The following is an 18,138-nucleotide window of genomic DNA, read 5'->3' as shown; positions in this document are numbered from 1 at the left end:
AATCTCCGTATTCGTTGGTGCTGAGTCTGGGAAGTCTTAGAAGAGGTCGGCGTGGCCCATGGCCACCAGGTTGTCGTGGGAGGTCTGCAGCGCATCCCAGACGGTGCGGCCGTACAGTTCATCCTGTTCCACCAGCATGTATTCGGCTCCGGCTGCCTGCGCGGCAGGGATGATCGAGGGAAAGTCCAGGTTGCCTTCGCCCACTTCGGCGAACTGGACCACATTCTTGAACTCCGCCATGAATCCCATGACGTCGCCTGAATCCAGCAGTCCGAAAGCTGATTGCGGCATCTGGCCGATCCGGTAGTCCTTCAGGTGCACCATGGCGGTGCGCCCGGCGTACTTTTCCAGGGTCCGGACGGGGTCGAGGCCTCCGCGCTGTACCCAGTGCACGTCGATTTCCATGCCCATGGCCGGGGAGTTCTCGGCGATGATGTCCAGCATGTATTTGCCGTCGAACTTCGCGAACTCGATGTGGTGGTTGTGGTAGTACAGGCCGAGGCCCTGTTCCTGCAGGCGTTCGGCGTATTCGTTGGCCTGCTTCGCGAAGTCAACGACTGCACCGATCGACTTCATTGCCGGGAACGGCAGCATGCCAATCCGCAGGAGCTTTGAGTTCAGGCGCTTCGCGTCGTCCACGATCTTGTCGAAGTGGTCCTGGAGCGAATCGCCGGGGCGGCCCTTGGGGGTTTCCATCGCGACGGACAACGCCGCGATGTCCATGCCCAGCTCCGAACGGGAGCGGTCCAGTTCGGCCACGTTCTCCGGTGTCATCGGGATCTGGGAAATTTCGACGGCGTTGTAACCGATCGCGCTTACCTTGCGGAGCGTTTCAAACGCGCCGATCTCCGCGAAGCTGTCCTTCAGCATCATCGCCTGCACGCCTATTTTGGCCACGTTATTCCTCCGTTGTCGTACTTGGTGTGTGTTAAATCCTGCGCCTACCCTCAGGCGAGGGCTCCGGCCTGTTCAATCTGATGGCGCTGGCTTTCCAGCAGTCGGTGACGATCCGCCCGGCGCTGTTCCTGCCGGTCCGGATCGGGTACCGGGGACGCCAGCAGGAGGCGCTGCGTGTAAGGGTGCTCGGGGTCGCGGGTAACGATCTCGGCCGGTCCCTGTTCGACGATTTCGCCGTGGTACATCACGGCCACACGGTGGCTGATGTGCCGCACGACGTCAAGGTCGTGGGAGACGAACAGGTACGAAACACCCGTGTCCTTTTGGATCTGCAGGAACAGGTCAAGGACCCGGGCCTGGGTGGAGAGGTCCAATGCGCTGACGGGCTCGTCGCAGACGATCAGCTTGGGCGAGAGGGCCAGGGCACGGGCGATGGCCACCCGCTGGCGCTGGCCGCCGCTGAACTCGCGAGGCAGGCGGTGGATGGCGTCCGCGGGCAGACCCACCTGGTCCAGGAGTTCCGTGACGCGCTTCTTCGCCTCGGCTGGGGACATGCCCTGCACGCCGAGGGGTTCGGCGAGGATGTCACCGATCTCCAGGGCGGGGTTGAGCGAGGTGTACGGATCCTGGAAAACCACCTGGAGGTCGCGGCTCAGGGTTCGCCGCTGCCTGCGAGTGGCGTGGCTGATGTCCTTGCCTTCGAAGGTGATTTTGCCGGCCGTGACCGGGGCGAGGCCCAGGACCGCGCGGCCCAGCGTGGTCTTGCCGGAGCCGGACTCCCCCACCAGGCCAAGGGTCTCGCCCTGGCCGATGGAGATGTTGATGTCCGTCAGGGCCCTGAACGGCTTGGCCCGGAACTTCTTGCTGGGGTATTCCACAACGAGGTTGTCCACTGTCAGCAGCGGGGCGTTCTGCGTGGTGCTCATGCGACCGGCTCCTTCTGGCTGGATACAAGCATGGACATGGGGGTTTTTCCTTCGAGCATCGAGGCCAGAAGAGTCCGGGTGTACTGCTCTTTCGGGTTCCGGAGGATGTCGCGGACGGATCCTTCCTCCACGAGCCGGCCGTTCTGCATCACGGCTACGCGGTCGCAGAGGTCCGCCACCACACCGAAATTGTGCGTCACCAGGATGATGCCGATGTTCAGGCGCTGCTGGAGCTCGCGCAGGAGGTCCAGCACGTCGGCCTGCACCGTGACGTCCAAGGCGGTGGTGGGCTCGTCGGCGATCACCAGGTCCGGTTCACAGCTGATGGCCCCGGCGATCAGCACACGCTGGGCCATGCCCCCGGAGACTTCGTGCGGGTACGCGCTGAACGTCCGTTCCGGGCTGGCGATCCCGACGTCGGTCAGCAGCTTCAGCGCACGCCTGCGGGCCTCCTCCTTGGAGATCCCGAGGACCCGCACCATGGGCGTGACGAGCTGGTAGCCGATGGTGAAGGCGGGGTCCAGGTTGCTCATGGGCTCCTGCGGAATATAGGAGATCCGCTTGCCCCGCAGCTTGGACAGCCGCGCCTGGTTGACGCGTTCGTCGCCCGGGGCCACGGTGTAGTTGCCATCGAACTGGATGGCGCCGCCCACAATGCGGGCATTGTCCGGCAGCAGGCCGAGGATGGAGAACGCCGTCTGGGACTTCCCCGAACCGGATTCACCCACGATGCCCAGGATCTCACCGCGGTCCACGTGGAAGGACACATCGTCCACCACCTTCTTGATGGAGCCGTCGGCCTGCGGGTAGCCGACGCCGAGATTGGTCACCTTTACGAGGTGGTGCTCGGTTCCGGCATCGACGGCGGCTACGGACTTACGCGACGGGCGCGCCGCGGCGGGTCCCGCCGTCGGGCTCGCTCCCGTGGCCGAAGACGCGGCCCTTTTCCTGCGGTGCTTGATCTTTTCGCCGTCTTCCAACGCGTCGCGGATGGCGTTGCCGAGCAGCACCAGGCCGCCGATAGTGAGCGCCATGGCAAGGGCGGGCCAGAAGAGCAGCGTCGGGGTCAGGTAGACGTTCTTGAAGCCTTCGGAGAGCATCACGCCCCAGGTTGCCTTGGTGGGATCGCCGAGTCCCAGGAACTCGAGTCCGGACTGGATGGCAATGGCCACGCCGGCAATGGCCGCGGTCTGAATGATGATGGGTGCGCGGACCACGGAGAAGATGTGGCGGACGATGATGCTCCAGTCGGAGAGCCCGGAAACCCTGGCGGCGTCGACGTAGAGCTCATTGCGTACAGACTGGACCGCGGTGCGGGTCAGCCGGAAGTAGGACGGGCTGATGAGGACGCCGAAGGCGATCATCGAAATCCAGACCGAGGGTCCGAACGCGGCGCGGATGGTGAGCAGCACGATCAGGCCCGGCAGGCTCATGAGGATGCTGACCACCCAGTTGGAGACGGCCTCGAACTTCCCGGCGTAGTAGCCGGCGATCAGGCCGGCCGGGAGGCCGATGGCGATGGCAACACCGGCGCACAGGAGTGCGGACAACAGCGTGAGCTGTGCACCGAAGAGCAGGCGGCTCCAGGTGTCGCGTCCGGCGCTGTCCGTGCCCAGGATGTTCACCGAGTCTGCAGGTGCCAGGGTCTTGGTGATGTTCGCGAAGTTCTCCTCGAACGGGGCCAGGACGGGGGCGAAGATGGCCAGCAAGGCGATGGATCCCAGGATCACCAGCGAGGCGATGCCCATCGGGTTCCTGATGAGGCGGCGCATCACGGTGGAACGGACTACTGTGCCGCTCTGGCCGGTGGCCACTGGTGCGGCTACCACCGCTGTTTCTACGGAATCGCTCATGACACACGCACTTTCGGGTTGAGCCAACCATTGAGGATGTCCACCAGGAGGTTCACCACGATGACCACCACCACGGTGTACATGACCACTCCCATGACCACGGGAAGATCGGACTGGCCGGTGGCGGTGACCGCGAGCGGTCCCATTCCTGGAAGGGCGAAGATCTGCTCGATGATCACCACGCCGCCCAGCATGCCGATCAGCTGAAGGCTCAAGACGGTCAGGCCTGCCGGTGCCGCGCTGCGCAGCACGTGCTTGAAGAGGATTTCCCGCTCTCCGATGCCCCGGCTGCGGAGTGTCCTGACGTAGTCGCGCTCGAGCTGCTTGATCACGGCGCTGCGGATTTGCTGCGCTCCGCCAGTCACGCCGTTGATGAGCAGTGCAATGACCGGAAGGGTCATCGAATAGACCCAGGCCTCCGGACCCACCTCAGGAGAGATGGTGCTGGTGGCCGGGAAGAAGCCCAGCTGGATGGCCAGGATGGTCACGAGCAACACGCCGATCACGTACCCCGGGATGGAGTCGCCAACGATCGCGCCCACCTGGACCACCCTGTCCACCCAGCCGCGCTTGACGGCTGCGGCAACACCGATCAGTGCTGCGCAGATGGCGATCAGGATCATTGCGGTGAAAACCATCGTCATGGTCACCGGGATACGCGTAGCCAGGGAGCTGGACACCGGTTCCGAGGTGAACCACGAAGCTCCAAGGTTTCCTGAGAGGGCGTCGCCTAACCAGGCGAAGTAACGGGTCACGAGGGGCTGGTCGAGTCCCAGCTCCTGTTCCTTCAGGGCAACCTGCTCCGGAGTGGCCTGGTCACCGAGGATGTTCCGGGCAATGCTGCCGCTGGAGGTGTACAGCAACGTGAAGGTGAGTGCCGAGACTACGAACAACACCACCAACCCGCTGCCCAGCCTTTTCGCAATGAACTTGATCATGGAGTCCTACTTGGCGGGCGAGTAGTTGTAGATGGACGGAACGGCCTGCTGTGCCTGCGGGGTGACGTTCACTTTGTCGTTGTGGTAGTACATCTGGTTCACACGAAACAGCGGCGCGAACCACGCCTGTTCCACCACGTACTTGTTGACGTCCTGGGCCAGCTTGCCGGCTTCCTCGCCACCTGTGCGTACAGCCTGGATCTTGGCCTCAAGCTCCGGGGTGGTGTTCTTGAACGGGTTGTAGAGGGCCTTGGTGGAGACGATCTGGTCGATCGCTACCGTGGGCTCACCTTGGAAGAGGTTGTAGAACAATGCGTGGTATTTCTGCGCTGCGACGTCCGCGGTGAAGGTGTTGGTGATCGCGGCGCCCGGCTTCAGGGTAATTCCGACGTCGGCGAGCTGCTGCTGGAGAACCGAGATGAGCGTTTCAGCTCCCGGAAGTGTGGGGACGTCGATAGTCACGTTGCCTTCGAAGCCGGATTCCTTCAGGAGTTGCTTGGCCTTGGCGGGATCGTAGCTGTAATAGTTTTCGAGCTCTTCAGTCCAGGCACCGCTGTCCTTGCCAAACGGCTGGGAGGTGGGAGTCCCCTGGCCGAGCATGACCTGTTCCAGGATGGTCTTGCGGTCGAATGCGTGGTTGATTGCCTGACGGACCTTGACGTTGGCCAGGGCCGGGTTCTTGGTGCCATCCCGGTCCAGGAGGAGCAAGCCGGACCAGTCAACCTGGTTCGCTTCAAGCTTCATCTTGGCGCCCTCGGCCTGCTTACCGCTTTTGGGGTCCAGGAGGGTGGCGTCAACCTGGCCGGAAACGAGGGCATTGGTACGTGCCGTGGGATCGGTAAGGATCTTTAGGGTCAGCTTCTTGTACTTCTGCAGGTCCTTGTTCCAGTAGCCGTCGCGGGCTGTGAAGACCGTCTGGGAGTCCTTCACTGAGGCTGCCTTGTCCATCACGTACGGGCCGGAGCCCACCGGTACGGTCTTGATGGCGTCAGTGCCCAGTGCTGCGGGGCTTCCCATCAGGCCAGCTGCCTGGCTCAGGAAGTATTCCAAGGCGGGCTCTGCTGCACTGAGGTTGATGTCGATGGTGTCCGCGTCCACCACGGCGATGTCGGATACAGACCCCAGCTGGGCCATCTGGGGACCGTTCGCCTTCTTGAAGTGGTCCAGGTTGGCCTTGGCTGCTGTGGCGTCAAACTTGGCACCGTCACTGAACGTGACGTCGGTCCGGAGGTCCACGGTGAGCTTGGTGTTGGTGTCGTTGTACTTCCATGCCGTGGCCAGCATGGGGCTGAGCTTGCCGTCCGGCTCCCGCAGGATCAGGGTGTCATACGCTGCCTGGTACGGCTGCAGGGCATGGCCGACGTGGGCCTGGGCAGGATCCCAGGAAGTGATGTCGCGGAGGGTGCCCAAGGTGAGTGATGTTGGAGCAGCGGCGTTTGAGCCCGCTCCGGCGCCGCCGCCGCAACCGGTCAGCGCAAGCGCCGCGCTGACGATGATGGCGGCAGCTGCCGCCTTGGGACCTAACTTCATTGTTGGCTCCTAGTGTCCGTGGAACGTGAGACTTGCGAAATGCAGCCAGTGTGGCGTGGGCCACACTGGCCTTGTGGGATTCAGCGTACGCACTGTTGCCCGCTTTGGCAACCGATTGTCAAAAGAGTTGCCGAAAAACTTTGAGAGTTCGGAAATGAAGAGCTGCCGGAGCACATAAGGGGCAGCAACCGGTTGCTGCGGCAAAGGCCCCAGGCGCCATTACGGCCACGCCTCAGGACACCAGCTCGGCCGACTCCGGGTAGCTCTGCCGGTAGACATCCTTGATGATGCGCAGCGATTTTTCGGCCTCAGCAGGGCTGATCCAGAACGGCTCCGCCTCGTCCAGCCGGCTGTAGAAGTCGCTGATCAGCAGCTCGTGCGAGACACCCCAGTAGGACCGGCCGCCGGAGTCGCTCTTGCGCTCCGGAATGACGTCCACGCGCCCGTCATCATGGGTGACGGTGAGGTCGCCACGCAGGCACAGGACCGCCTTCTCGGTGACCACATCGAGTGTCACCGGCGCATTGAAGGCATTGGCCAGGGTGGCATAGAACGCGCTTCGGGCACCGTTGGCATGTTCCGCCACGAATTCCGCAGTGTCCTCCACCTCGATGGTGCCGCCCAGGAAGCGAGTGGAAGCATTTCCCGTGACCGTGACAACGTCGCCCACCAGCCACTGCAGCAGGTCCACGGTGTGGATGGCCTGATTCATCATCAGCCCGCCTCCGCCGCCGGCCCAGGTCCCCCGCCACGGCCGGTTTTCGTAGTAGTCGGCGGAGCGCTGCCACATCACTGTTGCCGAGGCCCCCACCACAACCCCCAGCTCGCCCGACGACAGCAGCGCGTGCATCGCCTGCGCCGTGGCGTTGTAACGGTTCTGGAAACACACCGCGATTTTCGCCCCGCCCGCCGACGCGGCTTCCACCAGCCGCCGGCCTTCTGCCAGGGTGTGGGCCAGTGGCTTCTCCACGATGACGTTGACGCCGCGCTCCAGGCAGTCCGCGGCCACCGAGGCATGCCGGTCATGCGGGGTGCAGATATGCACCACGTCCGGCCGGACCGCCTCGATAAGGCTCTGGTGGTCGGCGAAACCGGGCACGCCATAGGCGGCCACAGCGGCGGCCAGCCGCTGCGGATCCGCATCGCAGACCGCAACCAGCGTGGCGCCGTCGAGCTTTGCAACCGCTTCGAAGTGCACAGCCGAAACATCGCCGCAGCCGATGACCGCCGCCGTCGTGCTCACGAGAGTTCAACCCCGTTCTTCGCCGCGAGCGCAGCGAAGGCGCGTGCCGCGATGCCGAAGGCCACCGGACCGGAGAAGCCGCCCAGCTCGTGGGCGCTGGCCAGGTGGGGTTCCAGCGACGCGAAACCGGTGAAGCCGTCGGCCTTGAGGGCGGCGATGGTGGCGTCCAGTTCGCCGTCGCCCTCGCCGGAGGGCACCACTTCGCCCGTGGTGGAGAGCGCGTCCTTGACCTGGAAGTACTCAAGGTACGGGCGCAGCATGGCGTAGCCCTCGGTGTAGGGCTTAACACCCACCTGGACGAAGTTGGCGTTGTCCCAGGCGATGCGGAGCGCCGGGGAGCCCACGGACTCCATGATGTCCAGCACGCGCTGGGGTGTATCGCCGTAGATGCCCTTTTCGTTTTCATGCAGAAGCACGACGTCGGACTCTTCCGCGAGCGCTGCCAGCGCGCCCATGCGGGCCAGGACGTCCTCGCGGATATCTTCGGCGCTGCGGTCTTCCGCCCGGTAGAACGAGAAGACGCGGATGTACTTGGTGTCCAGGCCCTTGGCCACGGAGATGATCTGTCGGAGGCGTTCCAGCTCGTGTTCCGCCGGCAGGCTCACATCCACCTTGCCGATGGGGCTGGCCACTGCCGAGACTTTGAGGCCTTTTTCGTCGAGGATCTCCTTCAGCCGGGCAACCTGCTCCGGTTCCAGCTCGGAGACATTGGTGCCCCAGGCGCTGCGGACCTCGATGTGGCTCGCGCCCAGTGCCAGCAATACGGCAGCCTGCACCGCGGGATCCGGGTCTATCTCATCGCCGAAACCTGAAAGGGGCCAGACTGCGGTTGTTGTTTTGCTCACGCGGATCTCCTGGGTTTCGCGGCCGCCGCGCTGGCAGCTCCGCTTCGGGCTCCAGTGCGGTGACGCAGTTCACAAACGGTGTCCAGCTCAGTTTAGCTAGCCTTGGCTTCAAATGACAACCGATTGCCAAACTCTGACAATCTGTGGCATTCTTTGCTGACCGGATCTGTGGCGGCAGTCACAGGCCCGTCCATCCGACCCGGCTCACGGCCCGGCCACCACGTTCAGAGAGGAGCGCCGTGGCTACGACGCAACCAGCAGCAATGGACCGCCCGCCCACCATCCACGACATCGCCGCGCTCTGCGGTGTGGCGGCCTCCACCGTTTCGCGGGCGCTCTCCTCGCCGGACCGCGTCAACATCCGGACGCGCCAGCGCATCGAAGCGGCCGCCGCCCAGCTGCACTACATCCCCAACAGCCAGGCGAAGGCACTGAGTTCCGGCCGCACAGGAGCAGTGGGGGTGCTGGTCCCGGACATCACCAACCCCTTCTACTTCGACCTCATCCGGGGCACCCAGCTCCAGCTCAAGGCCGCCGGCTACACCCAGCTGCTGGTGGACACGGAGGAATCGGACGAGGTGGAGGCCAGCACCATGGAACAGCTCCGCAAGAGTGCGGACGGAATAGTGGTGGCCGCCTCCCGGCTCACCGACGAAGCCCTCCTGGCCGCGGCGGCAAAAATGCCCATGGTCACCATGAACCGCGACGTCCCCGGCATCCCTGCGGTTCTCATTGACACGCCGTCCGCCACGAGCCAGGCCCTCGACCACCTCATCTCGCTGGGCCATACCCGGATTGCCTACATCGCCGGACCGGCCACGTCCCAGTCCAGCACGCGGCGCTGGACCGCCCTGTCCGAGGCAGCCAAGGAACGCGGCGTCGAGGTGCGCAGGCTGGGGCCGTTCGCGCCCAAGACCCAGTCCGGCGCAGCAGCCGCGGACGCCGCCGTGCACAGCGGGGTGACGGCCTGCATCGCGTTCAACGACCTCATCGCCATCGGAATGCTCCAGCGCCTCCGCGAACGCGGCATCCGTGTTCCGCAGGACATGAGCATTGTGGGCTGCGACGACATCTTCGGCGCCGACTTCTGCAATCCGCCGCTGACCACCATGGCCTCCCCGATCGAACAGGCCGGCCGCGTGGCAGTCTCCATGCTGCTGGCCCAGCTGAACCCGCTGGCGGGCGGCGGCACCCGCAGCCGGTCCGTGATGCCCACGCATCTGACCGTCCGCGGCTCCACCGGGCCTGCGCTTGCGCCCGGTCCTGTGCCTGGTCCGACAGCGGAGTAACTCCGCGCCCGGCGCAGTGAGTCCGCGCCCGACTCGGTAACTCCGCGCCGACTCGGTGACTCCGCGACCGACTCGGTGGGACACAGTTGAGCATGGTTGACACTGCTGACTAGTCTGGATCACATGCGCGAACTCCAGGCCATCATCATTGAAGAAATGGGCGTCCAGCCCCGGATCGATCCCGCCGGGGAGGTGCGCAAACGCGTCACGTTCCTGAAGGAATACCTCAAGGCAACGCACACCAGGGGCTTCGTCCTGGGCATCTCCGGAGGCCTTGATTCGTCCCTCGCCGGCCGGCTGGCCCAGCTTGCCGTCGAAGAACTCGCGGCCGACGGCGTCGAAGCCAACTTCGTGGCCGTCCGCCTGCCCTACGGCGTGCAGCACGACGAGGACGACGCCCAGGCCGCCCTCGACTTCATCCAGGCCAAGACGGAGTGGACCTTCAACATCTCCGCCGCAGTGGACGGCTTCGAGGAAGAGTTCGAGAAGACCGTGGGCAACGGGATCTCCGACTTCCACAAGGGCAACACCAAGGCCCGCACCCGCATGATCGCGCAGTACGCCCTCGCCGGCGAGCACAACTACCTGGTCATCGGAACCGACCACGGCGCCGAGTCAGTCACGGGCTTCTTCACCAAATACGGCGACGGCGGCGCGGACATCCTGCCGCTGTTCGGGCTGAACAAGCGCCAGAACCGGGCACTCCTCGCCGAGCTCGGCGCCCCGGCCCGGATCTGGGAGAAGGTCCCCACGGCCGACCTCCTCGACGGCAAGCCGGGCCGCACGGACGAAGACGAGCTGGGCATCAGCTACGACCAGATCGACGACTACCTCGAGGGCCGGGAAGTCCCTGACGCCGTGGCCGAATCCATCGAGCAGAAATACCTCCGCACCCGTCACAAGCGCACGGTCCCGGTCACCATCTTCGACACCTGGTGGAGGGGCCAGGGCCCGGAGGAGCCCCGGGTCGGGCTGTAGGCCTGCAGGCCGAACCGGGGCACTTTGGACCCTGGCTGGACCGATTCGGCCCCAAACGCCGGCGTGTCCGTGTCAAAGTGCCCCACGACGGCCGGGCATCAACCCGCCTCCAATTACGGGATCAGCACGAGCTTGCCCCGGACGTGGCCCCCGCGGCTGAGGCCCAGCGCCCGGGCCGCTTCGGTGAGGGGGATCCGCTCCTGGATGTCGAAGCGGAGCTTCCCGTCGGCAGCGAGCCGGGCCGCGTCCGCCGCCCGTCCGTCCAGCAGCCGGACCGGTGCAATTCCGGCGGCATTGGACTCCTTGCCGGACACGGTGGTTACCGCGGTGCCGTGACCGCCCAGCAGCTCGACTGTTGCCGCCGTCGTCTCCTCCCCGCCAAGAGTGTCCACTACGGCGGTGATGCTGCCCAGGGAGCGGACGCGCTCCACGAGCCCTTCGCCGTAGGCCACGGGTTCGGCTCCGAGCCCGCGCAGGTAGTCATGGTTCTGCTCCGAGGCGGTCCCAATGACGCGGGCGCCGAGGTCCCGCGCAATCTGGACGCAGGCCGAGCCGACACCGCCCGCCGCGCCGTGGATGAGGACCGTGTCCCCCACACCGATGCCCAGCTGGACCAGAGCCGAGTAGGCTGCGCCGCCCGCTATCGCCATGCAGGCCGCCTGCTCAAAATCGATGCCGGCCGGCTTGGGTGTCAGCTGGGCGGCCGGAAGATTGGCGACGGCGCGGTAGCCACCGGCCATGCCGTTCCAGATGACCTCATCGCCTATCTCGAACCCGGTCACGCCGGGGCCGACGGCGGTCACCGTTCCGGCCGCTTCGCAGCCGGGAACAGCCGGGAGCTGCAGCGGGAAGTAGGGCTCCAGGTAGCCCGCCACGAGCTTCCAGTCCATCGGGTTGACGGCGACGGCGCGGACGCCCACCTGCACCTCGCCGGGACCCGGAAGTGGCTGCTCTTCTTCGCCCGCGGTGACGACGTCCGGGCTGCCGTAGTGATCGAACAACATCTTGATGCTTTTCATGAGGCTGCGCTCCTTAGGCTCGACGCCGTTGCCGCCTATGTTGCCAGCATCTTGCACATCGGATGTGTGCGCAAGCGCCTGCAGATGGGTCAACTTGGCAGAGGTAGGCGATGCTCAGGCCCCTGGCGGGCGATTGAGCAGCGTGGAGATCCGGTGTGCTTCCTCCATCAGGAGACGGCCCAGGGTCTCCTGCCGTTCGCCCCGGAACCGAGGCTCGATCCCGGTCAGCGACAACGCCCAGGCCGGCCGTCCGCGCTGGTCGAAAACCGCTGCACCCATGCCCCAACTGCCCTCTAGGACCAGGCCGGGATTGACCGAGTAGCCCGCCTGCCGGGTCTTTGCCAGGTTCTCCCGGACAAGGGCCTCGGTGTGCGCCGCGGCGAAGGTGCCGGCGTGGGCGGTCCAGCCGGCGAACAGTTCCTCCTGTTCGGCTTCAGGCAGGAACGCCATGATCGCAGTTCCGGCGGACGCCACCCCCAACGGAAACCGGACGCCCTCGTGCAGCACAAAGGAGCGCACCGGGAAGCTGCCTTCCTCCCGGAGCAGGCACACTGTTTCCGCTCCGCGGCGGATGGAGAAGAAGGCGCTTTCACCGGTCTCCTCGGCGAGCCGGCGCAGGCTGGGCCGGGCAATGTCCTCCAGCGGAAAGCGGGCGGAGGCAACGGAACCCATCAGCAGGATTTCCGGGCCCAGCACCCAGTTGCCGCTCTGCGGTTCCTGGTCCAGCAGGCCCTCGGAGGCCAGGGAGGAAAGCAGCCGGTGGACCGTGGGCCGCGTGAGGCCCGATTCCCGGACGAGTTCCACAAGCGGGGAACCTTCCGGTTTCCGTCCGACAATGCGCAGCAGGGACGCGACACGGCTGACGACTTGTGCGCCCTGGACCGGTACTGAATTCATCATTCTCCCTTCGAACTATCCACAATATGGATACTTTCTAGCCTACCGTCCACACTGTAAAAATGCCCGTAATTACGGGGAAATCGCGCCTTGACAGCGCCTCCAGCCGCCCCGTACGCTCCAGTTCCAGAATAACAGTCCACAAAGTGGATTGCCGTCTGCACGGGGAAACCGCACTGCGGAACCCGCCCGCTCAATGAGGAGATGCAATGTCAAAGGTGAAATCCGGTGCGGCTGCCGCACTGCAGGACGTGCTGCAGGACGGCATGACGCTGGCCGTCGGAGGCTTCGGGCTCAGCGGCATCCCGGCGGACCTGATCGAGGCCGTCCGCGATTCCGGCGTCAAGGACCTCACGGTCGTCTCCAACAACATGGGCGTGGACGGCAAGGGCCTCGGTGTGCTGATCGAAGCCGGCCAGGTCCGCAAGGTCATCGCCTCCTATGTCGGCGAGAACAAGCTCTTCGCCGAGCAGTACCTCGCCGGCAAGCTGGAGGTGGAGTTCACCCCGCAGGGCACCCTGGCCGAGCGCCTCCGCGCCGGCGGCGCCGGCATCCCCGCCTTCTACACCAAGACCGGCGTGGGAACGCTGGTGGCCGAAGGCAAACCGCTGGCAGAGTTCGACGGCGAAACGTACGTCCAGGAGCGCGCCATCCGCGCCGACGTCGCACTGGTCCACGCGCACACCGCGGACATCGACGGCAATCTGATCTACCGCTTCACCGCCCGGAACTTCAACCCAGTGGTGGCCACGGCAGGCGCCGTAACCATCGCCGAAGCGGAAGTCATCGTGGAACCGGGCGCGCTGGATCCCAACCACATCGTGACCCCCGGCGTCTTCGTCCAGCGCCTGGTGCAGGCCAGCGGCCGGGTCAAGGACATCGAACAGCGCACGGTCCGCGCCCGCGCCTCCGACCCCGTTCCGGCCTAGCTCCACCAAGCGCGAACGAACACTTAAGCCCCCAAGACTTCAAGAACCCAAGGAGAACCCCATGGCCTGGACCAGGGATGAAATGGCTGCCATCGCGGCCGAAGAACTCAACGACGGCGACTACGTCAACCTCGGCATCGGCATCCCCACGCTGGTGGCCAATAACCTGCCCGAGGGCGTGCGCGTGGTCCTGCAGAGCGAGAACGGCCTGCTCGGCATGGGCCCGTTCCCCTACGAGGGTGAGGAAGACGCAGACCTCATCAACGCCGGCAAGCAGACCGTCACCGTCCTTCCCGGCGGCAGCATCTTCGACTCCGCCACGTCCTTCGGCATGATCCGCGGCGGCCACGTCAAGGTCGCCATCCTGGGCGCCATGCAGGTCTCGGGCAGCGGCGACCTCGCCAACTGGACCATCCCCGGCAAGATGGTCAAGGGCATGGGCGGCGCCATGGACCTCGTCGCCGGGACCCCGCGCGTTGTGGTCCTCACCGAACACAACGCCAAGGACGGCACGGCCAAGATCGTCAGGGAGTGCACCCTTCCGCTCACCGGCCTGAGCTGCGTGGACCGGATCATCAGCGACCTCGCCGTTTTTGATTTGGACAAGTCCGACGGCGGCCGGCAACTCACGCTCACCCGACTCGCCCCGGGCGTCACCGTGGAGGAACTCCGCGGGAAAACCGAAGCCCGCTTCGACGTCGCCCCGTCCCTGAACGCAACCCCCACCCTTGAAGGAGCCACGGCATGAGCCTGCGCGAACAGTTCGGAAAAGATGTCCTACTCACCGGCTGGGGCCACAGCCGCTTCGGCAAACTCACTGACGAGACCCTCGAGTCCCTGATCGTCCAAGTGGCCAGCGAGGCCATTGGCAACGCCGGGATTGAGCCCGGCCAGATCGATGAGATCTACCTCGGCCAGTTCAACTCCGGCATGATGCCGCTGGCCTTCCCCTCGTCGCTCGCGCTGCAGGTGTCCGATCAGCTGGCCAACGTGCCCTCCACTCGCGTGGAAAACGCCTGCGCGTCCGGCTCGGCCGCCTTCCAGCAGGGCACCAAGTCGCTGCTGGCAGGCACCGCCAAGACCGTGCTCGTCATCGGCGCCGAGAAGATGACCCACGCCGGCGCCGACGTTGTGGGCTCTGCCCTGCTGGGCGCGGATTACGACATGGCCGGCAAGGCCTCCACCACCGGCTTCACTGGCCTCTTCGCCGAAGTGGCCAAGCACTACGAGAAGCGCTACGGCCCTGTCAGCGACATCCTGGGCACCATCGCGGCGAAGAACCACCGCAACGGCGTGGACAACCCCTATGCGCAGCTCCGCAAGGATCTCGGCGAGGAGTTCTGCCGCACGGTCTCGGACAAGAACCCGATGGTGGCCGATCCGCTGCGCCGCACCGACTGCTCCCCCGTGTCCGACGGCGCCGCCGCCGTCGTGCTGTCCGTCTCACCGACCGGCGGGGCCACTCCGCCGGTGCGCCTGGCGGGGTTCGGCCACGCGAACGACTTCTTCCCCGCCGAACGGCGCGACCCCACCGAATTCGCGGCCACGCGGGCTTCCTGGCAGCGGGCGCTGGGGATGGCCGGCGTCGGACTGGCGGACCTCGACTTCGCCGAAGTGCACGACTGCTTCACCATCGCCGAACTGCTCATGTACGAGGCCATGGGGCTCACCGAGCCGGGCCAGGGGGCCCGCGCTATCGAGGAAGGCTGGGTGTTCAAGAACGGCAAGCTGCCCATCAACGTTTCGGGCGGGCTCAAGGCCAAGGGCCACCCGGTCGGCGCCACCGGCGTCTCGCAGCACGTCATCGCCGCGATGCAGCTCACCGGAACCGCCGGCGGCATGCAGCTGCCCACGGCCCGCCGCGCTGCCGTGCAGAACATGGGCGGCGTGGGCATCGCCAACTACGTCAGCGTGCTCGAAGCGGTCTAGCCCCACCCAAGTAGGTAGCAGCAGATGTCGTTTTGAACCCTCAAAACGACATCTGCTGCTACCCAGTTGGGCTAGCGTGCCCGGATCAACTCCGCCACTGTCGCAGCATCGTTGGCCTTCGCGGCCCGGATCAGCCGCTGGTCGAGCTCCGATACCTGCCGCGTCCTCCGCCATGTCCTGAACTGCCGCATCAGCCCAGAGCCTACTTCGCGGCGCCAGCGGCAATGGCCTCGGCACCGGCGGTTGCGCACGCTTCATCCAGCGCACCGTCCGGGGCGCCGCCCACGCCGATGCCCGCCACGGAGACCCCGTTGACCTTGAGCGGGACCCCGCCGGCCAGGAAGAGCGTGCCGGGGAGGTCCGCGATGCTGGGCCCGTTGCCGTTGATGCGCTTGGCAAGCTCACTGGTGGGCGTGCCGAACGCGGCAGCCGTGTAGGCCTTCTGCTGCGCCGCTTCAATGGTGTGCTCGGCAGCGTTGTCGCCGCGGAGGAGTGCCTGCACGGTTCCGAACCTGTCCACCAGGGCAACCGTGACGAACGGCAGCTTGTCCGCCTGGCACTTGGCGAGGGCAGCCTTGACCGCGTCTGCGGAGGCACCGACGCTGATCCGGTTCTGGGCCACCACGGTTTCCGGGGCCGGCTGGACGTCGGCTGCCGGAACGGCTGCGGGAGCCGCTGCCGGTGCAGGGGCGGCCGCTGCGGTCCCGGCGTTGGCTGCGGCAGTCAGCCCGCCGGTCAGGAGCAGTGCTCCGGCGGCAGCGGCGGCGATCTTCTTGGACATCTTCACGGGTTCTCCTTGGAATGGGGTTCTGGCACTTGCCCGGGTTCATGCCCCGGGCCTGGAATCCATCCTTTCCGCTCAGCCGCGGCAAGGCATCGGGCGTTAGTCTGCTCCGGACTCCCCCATCAGGCTCGCCGTATCAGCCAAAAGGCTGAGAGACCAGCAACGGCGCGGGCCCTAGCATTGTGGATAGCACTCCTCCACCGGAACCGGACCCCCATGCCCTCCTCACCAGCCTTCCCGGCGGCGCCGGTCCCCTCGCCAGCCTCCGGGCCCCTCCCCCACCACGGCCCTCCCGGAACAGGCCCGCTGGGCCGCATCGACGCCGTCGTCCATCTTGGTTTTGCCGTGCTGCTGGTGGCGTCGGCGGTCCGCTACGTCATGCGGCACAGCCCCGCGGACAACCTGTGGGTGCTGGCCCTCGCCGCGGCAGTGTGTTCGCTCTACGCCGTGATCGCCGTGCTCTCGCAGCGCAGGCGGCCGTGGGCGGTGTGGATGTTCGTCCTGGTGGCGCTCTGGGCGGTGCTGGTGATCGCGGCGCCCAGCTTCGCATGGTGCTCGTTCGCGCTCTTCTTCCTGTGCCGGACGGCCTTCAGCGGCTGGGTGGCGTATTTGGCGGGCGGCGCGACGGCGGCGGCCACCGCCGTCGGGCTGTTCCGGCTCAGCGGCGGCAGCGATATTGCCATGCTCCTGGGGCCGCTGGCCGTGGGCGTTATGCTGACGCTGATCTACGACCGCATCGAGCAGGACGCCGCCGAGCAGCGCAGGCTGCACGCGGAGGTGTCGCTGGCCCAGGGACGGCTGGCGGCCAGCGAGCGCAGGGCGGGCACCATCGAGGAGCGCGAACGGGTGTCCCGGGAAATCCACGACACCGTGACGCAGGGCCTGGCCAGCAGCCTCCTCCTCCTGGAAGCCGCGAACAGGTCCTGGCCCAGCCCGGCGGCGCGCGAGGATGTCCTCAGCGCCAGCGGGATGCTGCGCCGGAACCTCGCGGACACGCGCAGCCTGGTCCACGAGCTCGCCTCCCCCGGGCTGGATACGGCTCCCCTGCCGGATGGCCTGCTGCAGGCGGCGTCGCAGTATGTCCCGGGCGTGCGCCTGCTGGTCACCGGCGAGCCGCGCCCTGTCCCCGCCGACGTGCGGCACACGCTGCTCCGGGTGGTCCAGAGCGTTGCCGCGAACACCAAGCTGCATGCCGGCGCGGCGAACGCCACGGTGACGCTGGGGTTCCTGCCCGGTGCCGTCACCCTGGATGTGTACGATGACGGCTGCGGCTTCGACCCGCTGTCGCTGGCACCGCCGTCGGACGCCGGAGGCTACGGACTCCGCGCCATGCGGCAGCGGGTGGAGCAGCTGGGCGGCGTATTCTCGGTGGAAAGCACCCCCGGCGAAGGGACGATCGTGGCCGCGCAACTGCCCGCCGGGGAGGACCAGTGAACCCGATTACCGTGCTGCTGGTGGACGACCATCTGGTGGTCCGCAGCGGGCTCAAGGCCCTGCTGGGAACGCAGCCCGACATTCAGGTGGTGGCCGAGGCCGCCTCCGGAGAAGAGGCACTGGTCCAAACAGAGCAGCTCAGCCCCGCGGTGGTGGTGATGGACCTCGCCATGGGCGCCGGGATGGACGGCATCGAGGCCATCAAGCAGCTGCGCCGCCGCGACAGCAGGCAGGCCGTGCTGGTGTTCACCACCTACGATTCGGATGCGGACATCGTCCGGGCCGTCGACGCCGGCGCCATGGGCTACCTGCTCAAGGACGCCGCGCCGGAGGAGATCTTCGCGGCAATCCGGGGAGCCGTCCAGGGCAAGAGCGTGATGAGCGCCCCCGTGGCTTCGCGGCTCTTCCAGCAGCTGCGGAACCCGGACGAGATCCTGACTCCACGCGAGGCGGAGCTGCTGAGCCTGCTGATCGAGGGGCTCAGCAACCGGGAGCTCGGCCAGCGGCTGTTCATCTCCGAGGCCACGGTGAAGACGCACCTGGCCCACATTTACGCCAAGCTCGGGGTGGAAACCAGGGCCGCCGCGATCGCCACCGCCATCCGCCGCGAGGGGATGCGCTAGCGGATCCCCATGGAACGCAGGTCT

Annotated in this window: 17 protein-coding genes; 7 read left to right on the top strand and 10 right to left on the bottom strand. The window is 66.3% G+C overall.

Going from position 1 to position 18,138, the window contains the following annotated elements:
• Positions 1 to 36: 36 nt before the first annotated feature.
• From AB0N24_RS16105 to AB0N24_RS16075, 7 genes are all read right to left on the bottom strand, one after another.
• Entirely contained in the window at positions 37 to 897 is an 861-nt protein-coding gene (locus AB0N24_RS16105) for a sugar phosphate isomerase/epimerase (RefSeq protein ID WP_364126233.1), read from the bottom strand.
• 50 nt (positions 898 to 947) lie between these two features.
• On the bottom strand, positions 948 to 1,823 hold the full coding sequence (locus AB0N24_RS16100; protein WP_364126230.1) for an ATP-binding cassette domain-containing protein: 876 nt from the start codon (positions 1,821 to 1,823) through the stop codon (positions 948 to 950).
• A complete protein-coding gene (locus AB0N24_RS16095) occupies positions 1,820 to 3,676 on the bottom strand; it encodes a dipeptide/oligopeptide/nickel ABC transporter permease/ATP-binding protein (protein WP_364126227.1) in 1,857 nt (618 codons plus the stop codon). The genes AB0N24_RS16100 and AB0N24_RS16095 overlap by 4 nt, the downstream gene beginning before the upstream one ends.
• Complete coding sequence (locus AB0N24_RS16090) at positions 3,673 to 4,614, bottom strand: ABC transporter permease (RefSeq protein ID WP_364126224.1); 942 nt, start codon at positions 4,612 to 4,614, stop codon at positions 3,673 to 3,675. The genes AB0N24_RS16095 and AB0N24_RS16090 overlap by 4 nt, the downstream gene beginning before the upstream one ends.
• 6 nt (positions 4,615 to 4,620) lie before the next feature.
• Positions 4,621 to 6,144 carry an ABC transporter substrate-binding protein gene (locus AB0N24_RS16085; RefSeq protein ID WP_364126221.1) on the bottom strand — a complete coding sequence of 508 codons (1,524 nt, stop codon included), beginning with the start codon at positions 6,142 to 6,144 and terminating at the stop codon, positions 4,621 to 4,623.
• Positions 6,145 to 6,376: 232 nt separating this feature from the next.
• Positions 6,377 to 7,387: a Gfo/Idh/MocA family oxidoreductase gene (locus AB0N24_RS16080; RefSeq protein ID WP_364126218.1), complete on the bottom strand. Its 1,011-nt coding sequence runs from the start codon at positions 7,385 to 7,387 to the stop codon at positions 6,377 to 6,379.
• A complete protein-coding gene (locus AB0N24_RS16075; protein ID WP_214954581.1) occupies positions 7,384 to 8,232 on the bottom strand; it encodes a sugar phosphate isomerase/epimerase family protein in 849 nt (282 codons plus the stop codon). Before AB0N24_RS16075 ends, AB0N24_RS16080 begins: the two co-directional genes overlap by 4 nt.
• A 263-nt stretch (positions 8,233 to 8,495) precedes the next feature.
• On the opposite strand from AB0N24_RS16075, the gene AB0N24_RS16070 reads away from it, so the two are divergent.
• Positions 8,496 to 9,521 (top strand): LacI family DNA-binding transcriptional regulator, encoded by a 1,026-nt coding sequence (locus tag AB0N24_RS16070; RefSeq protein ID WP_364126567.1) that lies wholly within the window; start codon positions 8,496 to 8,498, stop codon positions 9,519 to 9,521.
• Between the two features lie 123 nt (positions 9,522 to 9,644).
• The gene (gene nadE / locus AB0N24_RS16065; RefSeq protein WP_364126214.1) at positions 9,645 to 10,499 is read left to right on the top strand and encodes an ammonia-dependent NAD(+) synthetase; all 855 of its coding nucleotides are present in this window, start codon (positions 9,645 to 9,647) and stop codon (positions 10,497 to 10,499) included.
• A 113-nt stretch (positions 10,500 to 10,612) separates the two neighbouring features.
• Here nadE and AB0N24_RS16060 read toward each other — a convergent pair whose 3' ends face one another.
• Entirely contained in the window at positions 10,613 to 11,518 is a 906-nt protein-coding gene (locus AB0N24_RS16060; protein ID WP_364126211.1) for an NADP-dependent oxidoreductase, read from the bottom strand.
• Positions 11,519 to 11,632: 114 nt separating this feature from the next.
• Positions 11,633 to 12,415, bottom strand: coding sequence for an IclR family transcriptional regulator (locus tag AB0N24_RS16055; RefSeq protein ID WP_364126208.1), 783 nt, complete (start codon positions 12,413 to 12,415; stop codon positions 11,633 to 11,635).
• Positions 12,416 to 12,624: 209 nt separating this feature from the next.
• On the opposite strand from AB0N24_RS16055, the gene AB0N24_RS16050 reads away from it, so the two are divergent.
• The 3 genes from AB0N24_RS16050 to AB0N24_RS16040 all read left to right on the top strand — a co-directional run bounded on the left by AB0N24_RS16050 (position 12,625) and on the right by AB0N24_RS16040 (position 15,273).
• Positions 12,625 to 13,344 carry a CoA transferase subunit A gene (locus AB0N24_RS16050; RefSeq protein WP_364126205.1) on the top strand — a complete coding sequence of 240 codons (720 nt, stop codon included), beginning with the start codon at positions 12,625 to 12,627 and terminating at the stop codon, positions 13,342 to 13,344.
• Positions 13,345 to 13,405: 61 nt separating this feature from the next.
• Positions 13,406 to 14,092, top strand: coding sequence for a CoA transferase subunit B (locus tag AB0N24_RS16045; protein ID WP_364126202.1), 687 nt, complete (start codon positions 13,406 to 13,408; stop codon positions 14,090 to 14,092).
• Positions 14,089 to 15,273, top strand: a complete 1,185-nt coding sequence (locus AB0N24_RS16040; RefSeq protein ID WP_364126199.1) for an acetyl-CoA acetyltransferase — start codon at positions 14,089 to 14,091, stop codon at positions 15,271 to 15,273. The genes AB0N24_RS16045 and AB0N24_RS16040 overlap by 4 nt, the downstream gene beginning before the upstream one ends.
• Before the next feature lie 202 nt (positions 15,274 to 15,475).
• Here AB0N24_RS16040 and AB0N24_RS16035 read toward each other — a convergent pair whose 3' ends face one another.
• Positions 15,476 to 16,054, bottom strand: coding sequence for a heme-binding protein (locus AB0N24_RS16035; RefSeq protein ID WP_364126564.1), 579 nt, complete (start codon positions 16,052 to 16,054; stop codon positions 15,476 to 15,478).
• Positions 16,055 to 16,273: 219 nt separating this feature from the next.
• On the opposite strand from AB0N24_RS16035, the gene AB0N24_RS16030 reads away from it, so the two are divergent.
• Both AB0N24_RS16030 and AB0N24_RS16025 read left to right on the top strand, forming a co-directional pair.
• The gene (locus tag AB0N24_RS16030) at positions 16,274 to 17,491 is read left to right on the top strand and encodes a sensor histidine kinase (RefSeq protein ID WP_364126196.1); all 1,218 of its coding nucleotides are present in this window, start codon (positions 16,274 to 16,276) and stop codon (positions 17,489 to 17,491) included.
• A complete protein-coding gene (locus AB0N24_RS16025; RefSeq protein WP_364126193.1) occupies positions 17,488 to 18,114 on the top strand; it encodes a response regulator transcription factor in 627 nt (208 codons plus the stop codon). Before AB0N24_RS16030 ends, AB0N24_RS16025 begins: the two co-directional genes overlap by 4 nt.
• Positions 18,115 to 18,138 lie beyond the last annotated feature (24 nt).

Source organism: Arthrobacter sp. NPDC093128 (genome assembly GCF_040683875.1).
Taxonomy (GTDB): domain Bacteria; phylum Actinomycetota; class Actinomycetes; order Actinomycetales; family Micrococcaceae; genus Arthrobacter.
Note: the sequence above shows the minus strand (reverse complement) of the source record. Positions and strands in the feature narration are given on the sequence as shown.

Bases quoted from the DNA above. Each gene is read 5' to 3' on its own strand.
- AB0N24_RS16100 (WP_364126230.1), bottom strand. From the start codon at position 1,823: ATGAGCACCACGCAGAACGCCCCGCTGCTGACAGTGGACAACCTCGTT.
- AB0N24_RS16095 (WP_364126227.1), bottom strand. From the start codon at position 3,676: ATGAGCGATTCCGTAGAAACAGCGGTGGTAGCCGCACCAGTGGCCACC.
- AB0N24_RS16090 (WP_364126224.1), bottom strand. From the start codon at position 4,614: ATGATCAAGTTCATTGCGAAAAGGCTGGGCAGCGGGTTGGTGGTGTTG.
- AB0N24_RS16085 (WP_364126221.1), bottom strand. From the start codon at position 6,144: ATGAAGTTAGGTCCCAAGGCGGCAGCTGCCGCCATCATCGTCAGCGCG.
- AB0N24_RS16070 (WP_364126567.1), top strand. From the start codon at position 8,496: ATGGACCGCCCGCCCACCATCCACGACATCGCCGCGCTCTGCGGTGTG.
- nadE (WP_364126214.1), top strand. From the start codon at position 9,645: ATGCGCGAACTCCAGGCCATCATCATTGAAGAAATGGGCGTCCAGCCC.
- AB0N24_RS16060 (WP_364126211.1), bottom strand. From the start codon at position 11,518: ATGAAAAGCATCAAGATGTTGTTCGATCACTACGGCAGCCCGGACGTC.
- AB0N24_RS16055 (WP_364126208.1), bottom strand. From the start codon at position 12,415: ATGAATTCAGTACCGGTCCAGGGCGCACAAGTCGTCAGCCGTGTCGCG.
- AB0N24_RS16050 (WP_364126205.1), top strand. From the start codon at position 12,625: ATGTCAAAGGTGAAATCCGGTGCGGCTGCCGCACTGCAGGACGTGCTG.
- AB0N24_RS16045 (WP_364126202.1), top strand. From the start codon at position 13,406: ATGGCCTGGACCAGGGATGAAATGGCTGCCATCGCGGCCGAAGAACTC.
- AB0N24_RS16040 (WP_364126199.1), top strand. From the start codon at position 14,089: ATGAGCCTGCGCGAACAGTTCGGAAAAGATGTCCTACTCACCGGCTGG.
- AB0N24_RS16035 (WP_364126564.1), bottom strand. From the start codon at position 16,054: ATGTCCAAGAAGATCGCCGCCGCTGCCGCCGGAGCACTGCTCCTGACC.
- AB0N24_RS16030 (WP_364126196.1), top strand. From the start codon at position 16,274: ATGCCCTCCTCACCAGCCTTCCCGGCGGCGCCGGTCCCCTCGCCAGCC.